The 14777-nt window shown below is 72.0% G+C and carries 18 protein-coding genes; 7 read left to right on the top strand and 11 right to left on the bottom strand.

Annotation, left to right across the window (positions count from 1 at the left end; all coding sequences use genetic code 11):
- Positions 1-418 precede the first annotated feature (418 nt).
- On the bottom strand, positions 419-736 hold the full coding sequence (locus OG738_RS29815) for a hypothetical protein (protein WP_329045801.1): 318 nt from the start codon (positions 734-736) through the stop codon (positions 419-421).
- Positions 737-1013: 277 nt separating this feature from the next.
- Here OG738_RS29815 and OG738_RS29810 point away from each other — a divergent pair, with 277 nt between their 5' ends.
- The 4 genes from OG738_RS29810 to OG738_RS29795 all read left to right on the top strand — a co-directional run bounded on the left by OG738_RS29810 (position 1014) and on the right by OG738_RS29795 (position 3395).
- Entirely contained in the window at positions 1014-1136 is a 123-nt protein-coding gene (locus OG738_RS29810) for a hypothetical protein (protein WP_329057076.1), read from the top strand.
- Positions 1137-1435: 299 nt separating this feature from the next.
- Positions 1436-1837: a hypothetical protein gene (locus OG738_RS29805; RefSeq protein ID WP_329045799.1), complete on the top strand. Its 402-nt coding sequence runs from the start codon at positions 1436-1438 to the stop codon at positions 1835-1837.
- A 950-nt stretch (positions 1838-2787) separates the two neighbouring features.
- Positions 2788-3240, top strand: coding sequence for a DUF5994 family protein (locus OG738_RS29800; protein ID WP_329045798.1), 453 nt, complete (start codon positions 2788-2790; stop codon positions 3238-3240).
- Positions 3237-3395 carry a DUF6307 family protein gene (locus tag OG738_RS29795; RefSeq protein WP_329045795.1) on the top strand — a complete coding sequence of 53 codons (159 nt, stop codon included), beginning with the start codon at positions 3237-3239 and terminating at the stop codon, positions 3393-3395. The genes OG738_RS29800 and OG738_RS29795 overlap by 4 nt, the downstream gene beginning before the upstream one ends.
- A gap of 62 nt (positions 3396-3457) precedes the next feature.
- Here the strand turns inward: OG738_RS29795 and OG738_RS29790 are convergent, their stop codons facing one another.
- A complete protein-coding gene (locus tag OG738_RS29790) occupies positions 3458-5056 on the bottom strand; it encodes a GAF domain-containing sensor histidine kinase (RefSeq protein WP_329045794.1) in 1599 nt (532 codons plus the stop codon).
- Positions 5057-5228: 172 nt separating this feature from the next.
- Between OG738_RS29790 and OG738_RS29785 the strand changes: the two genes are divergently transcribed.
- Complete coding sequence (locus OG738_RS29785; protein WP_329045793.1) at positions 5229-6131, top strand: hypothetical protein; 903 nt, start codon at positions 5229-5231, stop codon at positions 6129-6131.
- On the opposite strand, the gene OG738_RS29780 is transcribed toward OG738_RS29785, so the two are convergent.
- The 6 genes from OG738_RS29780 to OG738_RS29755 form a co-directional block, all read right to left on the bottom strand.
- Positions 6091-6771, bottom strand: coding sequence for a response regulator transcription factor (locus tag OG738_RS29780; RefSeq protein WP_329045791.1), 681 nt, complete (start codon positions 6769-6771; stop codon positions 6091-6093). The two genes, OG738_RS29785 and OG738_RS29780, sit on opposite strands and share 41 nt — an antisense overlap.
- 465 nt (positions 6772-7236) lie before the next feature.
- A complete protein-coding gene (locus tag OG738_RS29775) occupies positions 7237-7893 on the bottom strand; it encodes a phosphoribosyltransferase (protein WP_329045790.1) in 657 nt (218 codons plus the stop codon).
- Positions 7894-8024: 131 nt separating this feature from the next.
- Positions 8025-8771 carry a GAF and ANTAR domain-containing protein gene (locus OG738_RS29770; protein ID WP_442875960.1) on the bottom strand — a complete coding sequence of 249 codons (747 nt, stop codon included), beginning with the start codon at positions 8769-8771 and terminating at the stop codon, positions 8025-8027.
- Positions 8772-8801: 30 nt separating this feature from the next.
- Positions 8802-9539 (bottom strand): GAF and ANTAR domain-containing protein, encoded by a 738-nt coding sequence (locus OG738_RS29765; RefSeq protein WP_329045788.1) that lies wholly within the window; start codon positions 9537-9539, stop codon positions 8802-8804.
- Between the two features lie 281 nt (positions 9540-9820).
- Complete coding sequence (locus OG738_RS29760) at positions 9821-10429, bottom strand: hypothetical protein (RefSeq protein ID WP_329045786.1); 609 nt, start codon at positions 10427-10429, stop codon at positions 9821-9823.
- A 171-nt stretch (positions 10430-10600) separates the two neighbouring features.
- The gene (locus OG738_RS29755; protein ID WP_329045784.1) at positions 10601-11557 is read right to left on the bottom strand and encodes an acyl-CoA desaturase; all 957 of its coding nucleotides are present in this window, start codon (positions 11555-11557) and stop codon (positions 10601-10603) included.
- 180 nt (positions 11558-11737) lie between these two features.
- On the opposite strand from OG738_RS29755, the gene OG738_RS29750 reads away from it, so the two are divergent.
- Together OG738_RS29750 and OG738_RS29745 are read left to right on the top strand one after the other, a co-directional pair.
- Positions 11738-12160 carry a DUF6292 family protein gene (locus OG738_RS29750; RefSeq protein ID WP_329045782.1) on the top strand — a complete coding sequence of 141 codons (423 nt, stop codon included), beginning with the start codon at positions 11738-11740 and terminating at the stop codon, positions 12158-12160.
- 62 nt (positions 12161-12222) lie between these two features.
- A complete protein-coding gene (locus OG738_RS29745) occupies positions 12223-12489 on the top strand; it encodes a hypothetical protein (protein WP_329045781.1) in 267 nt (88 codons plus the stop codon).
- Between the two features lie 48 nt (positions 12490-12537).
- Here the strand turns inward: OG738_RS29745 and OG738_RS29740 are convergent, their stop codons facing one another.
- The 3 genes from OG738_RS29740 to OG738_RS29730 all read right to left on the bottom strand — a co-directional run bounded on the left by OG738_RS29740 (position 12538) and on the right by OG738_RS29730 (position 14733).
- Positions 12538-12996: an STAS domain-containing protein gene (locus OG738_RS29740; protein ID WP_329045779.1), complete on the bottom strand. Its 459-nt coding sequence runs from the start codon at positions 12994-12996 to the stop codon at positions 12538-12540.
- Entirely contained in the window at positions 12993-13349 is a 357-nt protein-coding gene (locus OG738_RS29735; protein ID WP_329045778.1) for an HPF/RaiA family ribosome-associated protein, read from the bottom strand. Before OG738_RS29735 ends, OG738_RS29740 begins: the two co-directional genes overlap by 4 nt.
- A gap of 484 nt (positions 13350-13833) precedes the next feature.
- Positions 13834-14733, bottom strand: coding sequence for an oxidoreductase (locus OG738_RS29730; protein ID WP_329045777.1), 900 nt, complete (start codon positions 14731-14733; stop codon positions 13834-13836).
- Positions 14734-14777: the final 44 nt, after the last annotated feature.

Raw genomic sequence — 14777 nt, 5'->3', positions numbered from 1 at the left:
GATTGTGTCAAGCACGAGACGTAGATAATCTGCTGCGACCGCTCGCCGGAGCTGCAGGCCCATCTCCGGCGAGGGACACCTGTGGACGGGCGCCCGAACCGGATCCGCGCGTCGCCGTGTTCGACACACGTGATTCGGCCCGACAGCATCGCTCGACGCCGGCCTGGTCCGCCCGCGGGACGTGCCAGAGCCCGCTCCCGCGCGCGCCCGGCCGAGCTCAGCTGCCGTGGTCGCTCAGCGCGACGACGAAAGCGCGGAGCCGCGCGAAAGCCTCTGCCGGCGCCTGCGAACCGCTCCGGCTGGTCAAGCAATCCCTGAACGCCAAGCTCAGCAAACTGGCCCGCGACCTGCTCGACTCCGTCCGCGCACCTTGCGCCCGTTCGTGCACATTCGAGCCGGGGCGTGACCGGCGCGAGCCTCATCCGGTGCCGGCGGGCAGGGGAAGCGACGCGGCTTCACCCTGCCGGTGACCATCTCGGTGATTCGGCTGCGCGGTCAGGGCGCGGAGGTCGTCGTCGGCCGGTTCCAGCGGGACGTCCGTGGTCTTCAGGTAGCGGGCGATGGTGCGGAGGTCGTCGACGATGTCCCGGATCGTCTCGCCGGCCGGAGCGCGATCCTCCCCGGCGTCGGAGAGTGCCGGCGCACCGCAGCGCGTCGGCCGACAACCCTGACACGACACTCCGCCGGCCGCCTGCCGCCTGCCGCACAGCCTGTGTTGCGGTCCGCAGCGCGTCATCGAAGGGATGGGCGCACACCTCGATTACCTCCGGTCGCGTTCACCTCCGAGCGACCAGCCAAGTGGTGCTGAGGTCCTTCACTCCGCCGAAGGTTGCGAGGACGCCGTGCCGGGTGCTAAATCGGATTTGGCACTCGGCACTGTGGAGTGCTAAGCGGTGCCGGACGCCCGCTCGAGTAATGCCGGGGTGGTGGGACTGCCCGACTGCGGGGCAGTTCTGCCGTCGCGGGCGCCGGCTCGGCGCTGGAGTGCGTGCTGGATGTGGAGGACGACCACGATGGCGAAGATGATCGCGTTCGACGAGGACGCGCGCCGCGGTCTCGAACGCGGCATGAACACCTCCGCCGACACGGTGAAGGTGACGCTGGGCCCGCGAGGCCGCAATGTGGTGCTGGAGTAGAAGTGGTGCGCGCCCACGACCCGGCCGAGGTCACCCGGTCCGCGCTGCAAGAACGCCGCGTCCATCGCGGCGCTGTTCCTGACCACCGAAGCCGTCGTAGCCGACAAGCCAGAAGAGAAGGCGCCCGCGGGCGCCGACACGGAGTTCTGATCTCCGTGTCCCGCAAGCAATCCGGAGTACACGATTGATTTCAGTGATCCTGTTCAGCACCACCGTCGCCGGGTGCGTGGCGGCCGTCGTGCGCGCCGCCTGGCGATACCGCCTTTGACCCCGCAGCGCTCGAGACGAACGGAGAAGCCATGGGCCTGCACAATGTCTGGATCCGCACCCTCAGCGACGGCCTCCTGCGCGCCGACCAGATCGTCGGGCTGACCGCGCACGCCACCCCGTCACTCCCGGGCAAGTCACCGCGGTGGCTTCTGGACGCGACCATGACCGTTCCCGCCGGCAGCGGAGGCGCCGGGAGCGGCTGGGACATCGGCATCCTGCACCGCACACTCGCCCAGACGCAGACCGAGCCGGTCGGCGCACCTGAAGCCCTCGCCCGTCTCCTCGACCGCCTGGACCGGCCGGACACCGCGGGAATCATCACGCCGTCGACGACCGCCGGTACCGTCCGATTCACCTTCAGCGCGTTCGCCGACGACTCCGAACCCGCCGGAAGCGCCAACCCGGCGCCGGCGGGCGACCTGGCCGGGTGACGACGCTGCGATGCCTGGCCGGGCGGCAGATCCGGTGGGGTCGCAGGTCGAACCGGAAACGCGTCCGCTCCAGGAGCCGATCGCCTCACTGCCAGGCGCTGCGGGAACTCACCATCACCGGCCGCCGCCGCGGCGGCGGCACGCTGAGGACGACGCGATGGTGGCGCGCCTGGACCGGCTCATCCGAGGGACACAGCAGTTCCTGGGCGTCGCGCTCACCCACTGCTGGCCGACGGCGGACGCCGCCGGCGCCACCGCGCCGAGGCCGAGCCGGGATCCCCGGCAACGCGAATCAGATCGCAGTATTCCGGTTCGTCCCGAGCGTGACGAATTCGCTGCACGCTTCGCCATCCCACAACACACAGTCAGGGCTACGCTGAAACGTCCGGCAGCCGGCGCCTCTATCAGTCGCCGGCGCATCTCCCGCCCCTGCCCCCGGTGGCGCCCCGGAGGCTGCCGATACCGGATGGAGGACCGATGACCACTGCGGCGTTCCGAGGACCGAGTCGCCCACGCCCGTCCCCGCGCCGATGAGGCGCCCCCCACCCCGACTCGAGGAAACCGGGTGGGAACTCACCCGCGAACAGCGCTACCACGGCGCCCGAGCGGCGGCATCGGCGGCCAACGACGCCGACGACTGCGCGTTGCTGCTCGCCACCCTCGGGCTCGAACCCGCCGACGGCATCGGCGATCCACCACGGCCGCCGGCCCGTCCCGCCGGCCCAGGCAGCCGAACCTCGGGCCCGGCGAATGTGGTGACCTGAAGTCCACAGTGAACACTGTGCGCCGGCGCATCCCGCCGGCGACCGCCAAGGAGCCAGTGTCACACCCTGCGCAGCCGTCGTGTACGCTCGGTGTGTCCGAGAGCATTTCGTGCGCGAGTGGTCAAACTCGCGCCGTCCTCGGCCCCAATCCGGCCGGTATCCGCGGCCGGGGGCGGGAGCACCGACATGCCGTCGGGCCCGAACACCACCCTTTCCCCTCCGCCGGCCACCGAAGCACGTCTGTCGCTGAAGCCGGCGGCTCCCGCCACCGGTGAGGTCGACGGCGCGTGGTGGCCCCGGAGCCGCGACCTGCCCGCCGAACTGCCCGCACTGCTCACGGCGGTGACCGCCCGGCTCGGACGGATCGACCGGGTCACCCACCATCTCGCCGACTGGCCGGCGTCCACCCGCCGGATCACCTTCGACGACAGCGTCGTCCGGCTCGAAGGATTCCGATCGCAGCACACCGGCACCCTGACGGTGATCGGCTGGGACCGGCAGCGGCTGACCCTGCGGGTCGTCCCGCCGGAAACCGGCCTCGACGACGCGCAACGCGCCTTCGACACCGCCGTGGACGACACCACGCACCCCCCGCCGATCGGCGCCCACGCGCACGACGAATGTGAAGGAAGACCATGACCACGGATGCCACCTTTGTCTCCCGATACGACCTGCGGGTCAAACTGGTGCAGGACGTTCTGAAGGAGAACACGAAACTGTCCGCCACCGCCTGCCAGGCACTCGCTGTGCAACTGCTGCACACCATGGACACAGTTCCCGAACGAACGCGGTGACCGAGCGTGGGTGCACCCGGCGCCGCCGGTGCCGGGCGCTCCCCCGGGCCGCCAGACCGGTGTCAGCGCACCGGGACCGTCCACATCAGACGCGTGCCGCCGCCGGCCGGGCTCTCGACGCGGAAGGACCCGCCCGCTTCTGCGGCGCGCCGCTCCAGATTGCGGAGCCCACTGCGGGCCACGGCTTCCGGTATTCCGATCCCCGTGTCCGACACCTCGACGACCAGGTCACCGTCCACGGACACGGTGACCGCCAGTTCGGCGGCACGCGCGTGGCGCAGGACGTTGCTGACAGCTTCGCGAACGACGGCCTCGGCGTGCTCGGCCAGGCCGGCGGGCACCCGGTCGAACGATCCCGACAGCCGCACGGTCGTACGGATCGCGGAGTCGGCGGTCGTCTCGGTGATCGTGTTCTGCAGGCGCGCGCGCAGGCCCCGCCCGGCTTCCGGTTGGGCGTGCAGGTCGAAGATCGCGCCGCGGATCTCCTCGATGACGTCCTGGAGCTGGTCGATGTGCTGGGTGAGGCGCGCGGTGAGCGCGGGCGAGCCGGTCCTGCGGCGGGTGCCCTGAATGCCCAGGCCGACCGCGAACAGCCGCTGGATGACCTGGTCGTGCAGGTCGCGGGCAATCCGGTCGCGGTCCACGACGACGTCCAGTTCGCGGCGGGCGGCCTGGCTTTCGGCGTCCCGCAGGGCCAGCGCGGCCTGGTCGGCGAACGCTGACACGATCTGGAGCTCGTGCTCGTCGAACCGGGGCGCCCCGGGGGCGCGGATCGCCAGGAGCACCGCTGAGCCCGATCGCGAGCCGGATCGCAGCCGCACCGCCAGTGCCGGCCCGAGGTCCACGTCGTGACCCAGGTCGAACGCGAGGCTCGGCACACTGCGCGGCACGTGATCGCGCAGCACCGCACCCGAGGTCGATCCGCCGAGCGGGATCCGGCGGCCGGTCAGCAGGTCGGCGTCCGGTCCGGCGCACACCGTGACGACCAGCGCCCCGCCGGGTTCGACGGGCAGCGCGATGAGGGCGTTCTCCGCGCCGGTGAGTTCGGCGGCCCGGCTCGCGATCAGGTGCAGCACCTCGTGGACGTCGGTGCCGCCGAGGAGCTCGGCAGAGATTTCCCCGGTGGCTTCCAGCCATCGCTGCCTGCTCCGGCTCTCTTCGTAGAGCCGCGCGTTGTCGACGGCGATCCCGGCGGCCGCGGCCAGCGCCACGATCGCCCGCTCGTCGTCGGCGGTGAAGGGTTGCTCGCCGCACAGGTACAACCGTCCGAGCACCGCGCCCCGCACCAGGAGCGGGACACCGAGGAAGCTCCGCATCGCCGGGTGGCCCGGCGGGAAGCCACCGCGCGCCCGGTGAGCGCCCAGGTCGGCCAGGCGCACCGCAGCCCGGCCGGTCACGAGCGTGCCGAGCAGCCCGTGGCCCTCCGGTGGCGGGCCGATCCGGTCTTGGGTGGCGTCGTCGACGCCGGTGATGGCGAACCCGGTGGTCCGGCCGTCCTCGTCGAGCAGGGCCAGCGCGCCGTAGCGGGCGTCGACCAGGCCGGCCGCGGCGGTCACGATCCGGTGCAGCGTGGTCTCGAGCTCCAGACCGGCGGAAAACGCGAGGACGGCCGCGGGCAGCGCGTCCATCCGGTCCCGGCCCGACCCGATCTGTTCGGGCATGCCACCACACTCGCACAGCGATCCGGCCCGCGGCGTTATCCGGGGCGAACCGAACCGGGTTCGCAACCGACGACCTTCACCCGGAGGCCGGGGCCGTTCGGCACTTGGCGAAACCCGCGGCCGGGGCGGACGGTCAAAGCGCATCCAGGAATCCAGGAGTTCGGAGCCGTCCATGAAGACCGGTGTCATGCCCGTCGGCAACCTCAGCGCAAGCCAGGTGCGATCCGTCCTCCTCGCGGCCACGGCTCCCCCGCCGCTGCGGAACACGCGGCCGTGGCGGTTCCAGTGCACGCCGGATTCCGTCGAGCTGTACGCGGATCCGCTCACCACCGGGACCGACAGCGAGCAACGGGAACGGCTCCTGGACTGCGGGGCCGCCCTGCTGAACCTCCGGCTGGCGATCAAGGCGCAGGGCAGCAACACCGACGTCCGGATCTTCCCCTCGGCAGGCCGGCCCGACCTGCTCGCCATCGTGCGGCCGCAAGGGTACGAAACGATCGCACCCGGCGACGGGGAGCTCGTCGCGGCCATCGCCGATCGGCAGAGCAACCGGCGACCCTTCACCGCCGCCGTCATCCCGGACGCGGTGCAGCGGCAGCTGCGGCGAGCGGCCGAGGTCGAACGCGCGTGGCTGGCCACCATCACCGCCGACCTGGTACCACAGCTGCGGGAGATCATGCGCCGCACGGAAGCCCCGCCCGCGACGCCCGGCCCCGGCGGCGGGAGCGACCTCGACGTCGAACCCGGCCGGCTGGTCGTGGTCATCGGCACCTTGCACGACACCGCCCTCGGCCGGCTCCAGGCCGGCCAAGCCATGCAGCGGGTCCTGCTGACCGCCAGTGCCGCCGGACTTTCGGCGGCCCTCTCCTCTCAAGCGATGGCGGAGCCGGCGACCCGGCGTGAACTGCGGCAGCTGCTCGGCGGCGGGCTCTGGCCCCAGATCATGCTGCGCCTCGGCCACGGCACCCCGGTGCCGTCCTCGGCGCAGGCGCCGCTCGAGGACGTCGTGATCAGCGACGAGCACCCGTTCGCCGCTAGCCGCCCGCACGGCGTTGCGCGTCGTGGATCCCGGTGACCAGCACCGCCGCCTGCGACCGCCGCTCCAGCCCGAGCTTCGCCAGCAGCCGCGACACGTAGTTCTTGACGGTCTTCTCCGCCAGGAACATCCGCTCGGCGATCTGCCGGTTCGTCAGGCTTTCCCCGAGCAGGTCGAGCAGGACGAGCTCCTGCTCGCTCAACCCCGCGAGCGGGCCCGGTGTCCCCGTCTTCGCCCGCAACTCGGCCACCAGCGCGGCGACCGCCCGGCCGTCCAGCAGCGTCTCCCCGGACCCCACGCGGCGGATGGCGTCGACCAGCTGCAGTCCCTTCACGTCCTTGATCACATACCCCTCGGCGCCGGCCAGGACCGCTTCGACCATCGAATCCGCGTCGGTGAAGGAGGTCAGCATCAGGCACCGCAGACCGGGCAGCGCCGCGCGCAGGTCGCGGCACAACTGCACCCCGTTGCCGTCGGGCAGCCGCACGTCCAGCACCGCCACGTCCGGGCGCAGTGCGGGCACCCTGGCCAAGGCCTCGGCCACCGACGAAGCCTGCCCGACGACCGTCAGGTCGGCTTCGTCGTCGACGAGTTCGGCGACCCCGCGCCGCACGAGTTCGTGGTCGTCGACCAGGAAGACCGTGATGACGGGCAGATCGTGCTGCGTGCGGTCGGCCACTGCCCCAGGCTACGCCCGCCCGCGCCGAACGACCCCGGAACAAAGGTCCCGCGACTCTGGGCCGCGCGGCCGGGAAGGACCACGGTGAACGGATGCCCCAGATCCGGCACCGGCCCTGCGCCGGCGTCGATCGCCACCTTGGGAGCACCATGAACGTTCTCGTGATCATCGTCATCGTCGCCGCGTTGCTGGCTCTCCTGGCGGGCCATGGCCCGGCAGGCCGAAGCGGAACGCGAGAAGCGCGCCAAGATCATCAGCGGCGAGGCGTCGGACACGATGATGGCGCGCCCGCTCGCGCTGCAGGGGCCTTCCTCGCCCGCGAGAGCGCCGCCGCGGTCAGGCCAGGACCGGCCGTCACGGCCGCGATCGTGCCACCACCGGCGGCCGTGAACGGGATCCGGGCCGAAGACCGCTAACCCGGAACTCCACGGTGTTCTATCCGAAACGGACAGAGCACTGTGGACGTCACCGGCGGACCTCGGTCGGCCGGCGGGGTTCGCGGTGCAGCAGTTCGAGTGCCTCGGTGTCGGCGACCGCGGAGAACTTCCGGTAGCTGTTGCGGACCGCGTGCAGCCAAGGGATCGGACGCAGGCAGGTGAACTGGTCCACCTCGCGGGCGAGCCGGTCGACGACGTCCGTCTGGGCGACCGGGACGGCCAGCACGATCCGGCGGACCTGCCGGGCCCGCAGCACGCGGATCGCCGTGTGCGCGGTCGTGCCGGTGGCGGCGCCGTCGTCGGCGAGGACGACCGTGCGGCCGGCGATCGGCACCGGTGCCACCGTGCGCCGGTAGACGGCGACCTGCCGGGCCAGTCCGGCTCGCGCCCCGTCGGCGAGCCGGGCGAGTTCGTCCGGCTCGATGTCGAACCGGCGGATGGCGTCGTGGTCCCAGACGGCCAAGCCGCCCTCGCCGACGGCGCCGAGCGTCGTCGGCGGCGGCCCGGCGGCCTCGATCCGGCCGGTCAGCAGGATGTCCAGCGGCGCACCGAGGACGTCGGCGATCTCGCCGGCCACCACCAGCCCGCCCTCGGACAAGCCGAGGACTACGGCCCGGTCGCCGCGCAGCGGACGCAACCGGAGTGCCAGTCGCTCGCCGGCTTCGCGGCGATCGCGGAACCGCATGGGAACTCCCTGCCGTCGACAGCCGGTCGGTGCGTCTTCAGCATCACGGCACGGCGTCTCCGCCGCGAGAGCCGTTGGTCACCACGGTGCGGACCGTTCGGCACCTTTCTCCGCTGTCCACAAAGGACCGATCAGGGCGAGTGGCTCGTCGCCGCGGGGGCCAGCACGACGGCTGGGCCGAGTTCGCGGTCGGCCAAGGCACGAGCGACGTCGCTGAGCCGGAGGTTGTTCCGGCGGGCGTAGCCGCGCAAAGCCGTGAAGGCCGCCGCCATGCTCAGTTGCCCGCTGACGGCGAGCACGCCCTTGGCCTGCTCGATGATCACCCGGCTGTTCAACGCCGTCTGCAGCTGCTCGGAGAGCACCTCCCCCTGGCGGACGGCCCGTTCGTGGAGGATGCCGATGGTCGCGGTGTCGGCCAGCCCTTGTGCCAGCGCCACGTCGTCCGCCGACAACTCGCCCGGGTCGAACCCGAACAGGTTCAGCGCCCCGATCGTCTGCCTGCGCAGGCGCAGGGGCAGCGCGTGCACCGACGCGAACCCGTCCTTGGCCGCCTCGGCGGCGAAGCGCGGCCACCGCCCGGCCTGCGCCGCGATGTCGGCCACCAGCACCGGGGTGCTGGTGGTGAAGCACTCGACGCACGGGCCCTCGTCGATGTCGAGCTGGAACAGCTCGATCAGCCGCGCCTGCTCGGTGGACGAGGCGAGCACCTGCAGGCCGCCCCGCTCGTCGGCCAGCGTCAGCCCGGCCGCGGCGACGTCGAGCAGCTGCACGCACTGCTGCACCAGCGTGTGCAGCAGGTCGGCGACGTCGTAGTCGTCGACCAGCGTGTCCGCCAGCGCGACGAACGCCCGGGTCACCTGTCGTTCACGGTCGGCCATGCCCACCATCTCCTCGTCCATCAGCTGCCTTCATGGTGACCCTCGCCCGAACTCCTCGTCCAACCGCAGCCGCCCGGCCACGACGTCGCCCGCGACCTCGAGCAGTGGACGCCCGTGCCCGAACGCATACGCCCGCAACCGGGCCAACGCGACCGACGCGGGCAGATCCAGCTGCGCGATCAACATTCCGGTGGCCTGGTGCACCTCCCGGTACCGCATCCCGGCGCTCTCCATCCACCGCCCGTCCCCGTCCAGCCAGCGGCCACCTCCGGCCCGCAGCCCCGACAACGCGAGCGCCGCGATGTCGGCCACCCGCAACGCCGTCGACAACTCCCCGGCGGTCAGCGAACCCGGTGTGGCGCGATAGGTGTCGAGGGTCGCCACCCGCACCGCCCCGATCTGCACCGGAAACGTGAACAGCCCGGCCACCGGGTGCGCCGCGGCCTCGGCGGCGAACACCGGCCACGCCGGTGGCGGCCCGGCGGCCAGATCCGGCACCAGGACGGGGCCGCCGACGACGTATGCCTCGAAACACGGCCCTTCACCGAGGGAAAACTGCAACTCCGCCAGCGCCGTGCTCACCGCGTCACTGGCGTAGACGACCTCGCGGTGCCCGGCATCGACCATCACCGACACCGCTGCGCCGTCCACCGGCAGCAGGCGCACACACGCCCGGCACACCCGCCCGATGACGTCGACCCCGCTGCCCGCACCACGCTCGCCCAGCGCAGTCAGCACGTTCTCCCGCAGGACTTCGATCTCAGCCACCGCGACCCCACGACCCGCGGGTTTCACCATCCCGCATCCGGTCCCCTTCGGGTCGGTGTTCGTGATCGCCACACCAACTCGGACAGGCTCGAGTCCGGATCAGCACCGCTACCGCGGCTGCGTTCGCCGATCCTACCCACGTCCTTCATCAGGGCACCGGGGGTCCGGCGAGGTGCCGCCGCAGCGAGGCCGGCGCCCGGTGCCGGCTCACCCGCAGATCGCCCGACACCGCCGACGCGAGGAGAGCGGTGTCGACCACCGGCCTGAGGCGCTCCCCTCGGTCAGTTCCGGGTCGTCAGGTAGGGCCCCGGATCGCTGCCGGCCTGCGCGCCGCTGTCGAGCCACCTCAGGAATCCGCGGCGGTCCCGTCGTTCGATCTCGTCGAGAAAGTCCTGGCGGCGCTCGACGACGAGCCGACGCGCCGGCCCGTCGGCGGCGAGCAGCAGCAGGAAGTAGCTGCGCCGCCAAGCCACGCACAGTTCCTCGGTCGCCATGTCGGCCACGAGGACGCGAGCCGCGGGGCGCGGCGCCGAAACGCTGTGCGGCTCGGGCGAGACGGACGGCGCGGGCCGGCGGTGGTAGCCGGCCCACACCCCGCCCACCACGAGCAGCACCAGGACGATCGCCGTGAGGCCGCCGCCTACGGTGGTGAGCAGGCCGGCGATGACCAGGCAAGCCGTGACGAACGCCGACGCGGTGGCCGCGCCCAGGCGCAGATCCGGACCGCTCGCCGTGACCCGCCCTGGCCGAAACCGCGGAGCGCCGACAGCGACGAGAAGTCCCGCCCCGGCTCCGAGCAGGACCCAGCCGATCAGGACGTTCCCCGGCAGCGTCAGGGCACCGATCGTGGCCAGGACGCAGACGGGGCCGACCAGGCCGACCACTGCCACGCGTCCCACAGTCGTACGCCTCACCGTCCCAGCACGGCGCCTGCCAAGCGGCAAGCGTGGGGAAGAACCAGGAACGCCGAGGTCCGGGGCGTCTTCACAGTCTAGAGGACGGGGTTCGAGATCGGGGATGAACCGTGGTTGGTGCCCGCGCTCGCCGAGCCTGCGGGGCGCTCAGCGGTAGCCGGGGTTGAGCTTGCCGGCCAGGTGTTCGGGCCTGGGCCAGCGGACATCGGTGGCCCAGCCGAGCTTTTCGAAGAACCAGATGACGCGCGCGGACAGGTCGAGCTGGCCGCGGCGGACGCCGTGGCGGGCGCCGGTGGGGTCGGCGTGGTGGCAGTTGTGCCAGGACTCGCCCATGGACGCGATGGCCAGCGGCCAGAAGTTCGCGGACTTGTCCCGGGCGGCGTACGGCCGGTCGCCGATCAGGTGGCACAGGGAGTTCACCGACCAGGTGACGTGGTGCAGCACCGCCACCCGCACCAGGCCGGCCCAGAAGAACGCCGTCAGCGCGCCCCACCAGGACAGCGTCACCAGCCCGCCGATCAGCGCCGGCGCGAGCAGGGTGACCACGGTGAGCGCGGGGAACCAGCGATCGATCCGGACGATGTCACGGTCGGCGAGCAGGTCGGGCGCGAAGCGCTGGGCGTTGGTCTTCCGCCGGTCGAACAGCCAGCCCATGTGGGCGTGCCAGAAGCCCTTCGCGAGCGCGCCCGCAGTGGTGCCGTAGCGCCACGGGGAATGCGGGTCGCCGTCGCGGTCGGCGTAGGCGTGGTGGCGGCGGTGGTCGGCGACCCAGCCGATCACCGGGCCCTGCATGGCCATGCTGCCGGTGACGGCGAGCGCGATCCGCAGCGGCCGGTTCGCCTTGAAGGCGCCATGGGTGAAGTAACGGTGGAACCCGATCGTCACCCCGAGCCCGGTCAGGAAGTAGCACCCGGCCGTCAGGGCGACGTCGGTCCAGCCCAGGCCCCACCCCCACGCGAACGGCACCGCCACGGCCAACGCGAGCAGCGGCACGACCGCGAACAGCTTGACCAGGAAGGTTTCGGTGCGGGTCTTCTCGCCCGCGAGCATCGGCTCCGCGGCCTTGAGCTGCCGGCCGGCCGGACGTTCCACCGTGTGTGTCATCGCGATCGCTCTTTCCGCTGACGTACCTGTCCGCCAGGGACCGGGGCGATCACCACAAGAGTAGCCCGCCGACGGCCACCCAAACCGTGGGATACCACGAGCGGGCCGCCGGGCTTCGCGAGATGACTTTCCGTGCACCAACTCTGCCGCCCGTGTGCAGGCGCTCTAGCGTGGGCGGGTATGGAGCACCCCGAACCCGACGCCCGGAACCTCGAACGCAGCCTGGGCGAATACGTGCGGGCGGTCGCGGCCGCGGTCGGCGTCCCCGACGAAAGCACCACGGTGGAGATCAGCGACACGGCCACCGCCTACCTCGGGCTGCCCCAGCGGTGGATCGACCGGCCCGACCACGACGTCATGCTGGTGTGGAACGAACGGCGGGGGTGGTCGCTCGCGGTGGAAACCGATCCCGCCGAGGACCCGGTCGTCATCGCCCACCACGACGGCGGCGACCTCGTACCGGACCCGCGCGCGGTCGCGCAGTTCGTCACCGACACCGCCGCCGGACGGCACACCGGCCGGAAGCGGCCCGGCCCGGTGGCCGCCACGACTCGCGGGGCACTGGCCGAGCGACTGAGTCCCTACGTCCACCACCCGCGGTGACCGCCACCAGCGAGGTGGTCGTGATCGCGACCGAGCCGGCGTGGTGACCGCGGCCAGGATTCGTGCGGTCCGGCCCATCCAGCGGAATCCGGCCGGGTGCGGTGCCCGGCCACGGCGAGCAGGACCAGCACGGCCGCGGTGACGCCGCAGGCAGGTCGGCGGTCACCGGGAACGTCGCGGGGCACAGCCTGCGCGACGAGCACACCAGCACCACCTGGGTGCCCATCCGCCGGCAGGGGTCCGCCGCCGATGAGCAGGTCAGCCTGGTGCGAGCCACCGACATCCTCGACGGCCGCCCACCCGGTTCCGGCGAGCGAACCGGGAACTGAGCCGTGCTTCACACAGATGCGGGCAGGCAGGGAACCGGGGTCCCGCGGTCAGCCGGTGTCCGCCGCCGCCCATCGCGGCGCCGCGATGGCCGCTGCCCGCGACGTGTGGACGTGCAGGCGTTCATCCGTGCGCGTGAGCTGCAGCGGCCGCCAGGTCGCGCGCGTCGTGGCGACCAGCCGCACATCGGTGCCCGGGGTGGCCCGGCGGTGGGCGTCGAGCAGCACCTCCAGCCCGGCGGTGTTCAGGAACCGGACGAGTGACAGGTCCACGACCACCCGCCGCGGCGTCCGGCTCAAGTTCGCTTCCAGGATGTCGTGGAGCATCGGCGCCGTGCAGAGGTCGACGTCACCGTCCACGGCGACGACCAGCGTCCCACCGAGCCACTCCACGGTGATCGTCAGATCCTGGTGCCGGTGGACCGGCGACCGGCGAGGGCGCGGGAAGTCGATGACGACGGGCGGCACGATCGGCTCGCCGGCGGAAATCTGTCCATCGTGGACGGTCATGACCCGGCACGCCCGCCCTGGTGCCGGATGGAGTCCCCGCCCTTGTGGTGGTCCATCCGCCCGTACACGCCTTCGAGCACGCTCTCGAGTTTGTGCACGGCACCCCGGCACGCCTCGGCGACCGAACCCGCGTGGTGGCTGACGGCCACCGTCCGCCGTCCGGCCGGCCAGGCCTCGAGCACGCAGCGGCGGTCCATTCCGTCGGCGGCGGCGGACTCTTCGCTGAAGTGGACTTCCAGCCGCGTGATGTGGTCGCTGAACCGCGACAGCTTGGCGGCCAGCTCCCCCTCGAAGTGCCGGATCAGCTCCTCGCCGCCGGGCACGGTTCGGTCCGTGCTGATCTGGATCTGCATGCGTTGCCCTCTCGCCGGCCGGCCGGGTCTGCGCGATGCGGGCGTCCGGCCTTCGACCATCGTGTCCACTTCGGCGACGGTCTGCCCAGGGTCACCCGTCCCCGGCCCGAGGGCCGAAGGAACCTTTCTCGCCTCCACCGCGCTGCCGTGCCGGCCGGGCTCAGCCGACCTGGACCTCTCCGGCTTCCACCCGGAACTCGGCGATCCGGGTCAGCAGCTCCCGGCAGGCACGGCTGGTAGGGCGGGCCGGAGCGCGGCCTACACCGGCCGCAGGCGTCCCTTTGCGCGCACCGAACGGTGACCAGCCGAAAAGGTCTTGCCCGACATCACTCGGCACCGCCCGACACGTCAAGATCACCACTCTTGACCAGCGAGTTCGTGCTCGCGTCCCCATACGGCGATCTAGCGCCTCGGCCTCGTGAGCACGCAACTTGCGTGGCATCGAACAGTCTCTCGAACTCGAAAACTCATGGCACGGATCCCGTCAGTGGAAGGAGTAGGTGACGTGCGTGAGCTTTTCGGACAGTTCCCACAACTGACGTCCGACGGCGGGGTCGGTGGCGGCCGGCGGCATCTCGGCGACATGCGGGGCCCCGCGCAGCTCGGCGCGCCCCTCCGGCACGACGAAGTCACCCGCCTCGACGCCGGGGGCGGTCGCGGCGTAGAGGGAAGGCCGGGCCGCGTCAGCCGGGCTCTGGCCCACGAACCGCTCGAGCACCATGGACGCCATGACCTGCAGGTACTTCGGCAGGTGCTGCTGAAGCCCCGTGTTGCTCGTGCCCGGGTGCACGGCGACGGCGGTGATCCCCGTTCCGGCCGCCCGGCGCGCCAGCTCCAGCGTGAAGACGACGTTCGCCAGCTTCGACTTCGTGTACGAAGCCATCCCCGAGGCGTAGGACACCTTGCTCAGCGGGTCCTCCAGCGTCGCCCCCTTGTTCCGCGCGACCTTCGCGCTCACCGTCACCACCCGGGCCGCGGGCGCGGCCAGCAGAGCCGGCAGCAGACGCCCGGTCAGCGCGAAGTGCCCGAGGTGGTTCGTCCCGAACGTCAGCTCGAACCCATCTGCGGTCTCCCGGCGCTCGGGCACAGCCATGATGCCCGCGTTGTTGATCAGCAGGTCCAGCGGCCGCCCGCCGGCGAGCACGGCGGAGGCGGCACCGTCGATCGAAGCCAGCGACGCGAGGTCGAGCACCAGCCCCTCCACCTTGGCGGCGCCGACGGCTTCACGCACCGCGGCGACCGCCTGGTCGACCTTGGCCTTCGCCCGTCCGGCGACCACCACCTCGGCCCCCGCCCCGGCCAGCGCCACCGCCGTTTCGAACCCGATCCCGCCGGTGCCACCGGTGACCAGTGCACGCCTGCCGACCTGCGAGGGGATGTCCATCCCAACTCCTAAGTGAACGTTCATTTAGTTCGGTGGGCTCAGGT

Origin of the sequence: Amycolatopsis sp. NBC_01488, assembly GCF_036227105.1 — a bacterium.
Classification (GTDB): domain Bacteria; phylum Actinomycetota; class Actinomycetes; order Mycobacteriales; family Pseudonocardiaceae; genus Amycolatopsis.
The sequence above is the reverse complement of the archived record's forward strand: the minus strand, read 5'-3'. Positions and strand labels throughout refer to the sequence as shown.

What these genes read in the sequence shown, in the direction of transcription:
- OG738_RS29815 (WP_329045801.1), bottom strand. Translation starts at nt 736, where the DNA reads ATGACGCGCTGCGGACCGCAACACAGGCTGTGCGGCAGGCGGCAGGCG.
- OG738_RS29810 (WP_329057076.1), top strand. Translation starts at nt 1,014, where the DNA reads ATGGCGAAGATGATCGCGTTCGACGAGGACGCGCGCCGCGGTCTCGAA.
- OG738_RS29805 (WP_329045799.1), top strand. Translation starts at nt 1,436, where the DNA reads ATGGGCCTGCACAATGTCTGGATCCGCACCCTCAGCGACGGCCTCCTG.
- OG738_RS29800 (WP_329045798.1), top strand. Translation starts at nt 2,788, where the DNA reads ATGCCGTCGGGCCCGAACACCACCCTTTCCCCTCCGCCGGCCACCGAA.
- OG738_RS29795 (WP_329045795.1), top strand. Translation starts at nt 3,237, where the DNA reads ATGACCACGGATGCCACCTTTGTCTCCCGATACGACCTGCGGGTCAAA.
- OG738_RS29790 (WP_329045794.1), bottom strand. Translation starts at nt 5,056, where the DNA reads ATGCCCGAACAGATCGGGTCGGGCCGGGACCGGATGGACGCGCTGCCC.
- OG738_RS29785 (WP_329045793.1), top strand. Translation starts at nt 5,229, where the DNA reads ATGAAGACCGGTGTCATGCCCGTCGGCAACCTCAGCGCAAGCCAGGTG.
- OG738_RS29775 (WP_329045790.1), bottom strand. Translation starts at nt 7,893, where the DNA reads ATGCGGTTCCGCGATCGCCGCGAAGCCGGCGAGCGACTGGCACTCCGG.
- OG738_RS29770 (WP_442875960.1), bottom strand. Translation starts at nt 8,771, where the DNA reads ATGGCCGACCGTGAACGACAGGTGACCCGGGCGTTCGTCGCGCTGGCG.
- OG738_RS29755 (WP_329045784.1), bottom strand. Translation starts at nt 11,557, where the DNA reads ATGACACACACGGTGGAACGTCCGGCCGGCCGGCAGCTCAAGGCCGCG.
- OG738_RS29750 (WP_329045782.1), top strand. Translation starts at nt 11,738, where the DNA reads ATGGAGCACCCCGAACCCGACGCCCGGAACCTCGAACGCAGCCTGGGC.
- OG738_RS29740 (WP_329045779.1), bottom strand. Translation starts at nt 12,996, where the DNA reads ATGACCGTCCACGATGGACAGATTTCCGCCGGCGAGCCGATCGTGCCG.
- OG738_RS29735 (WP_329045778.1), bottom strand. Translation starts at nt 13,349, where the DNA reads ATGCAGATCCAGATCAGCACGGACCGAACCGTGCCCGGCGGCGAGGAG.
- OG738_RS29730 (WP_329045777.1), bottom strand. Translation starts at nt 14,733, where the DNA reads ATGGACATCCCCTCGCAGGTCGGCAGGCGTGCACTGGTCACCGGTGGC.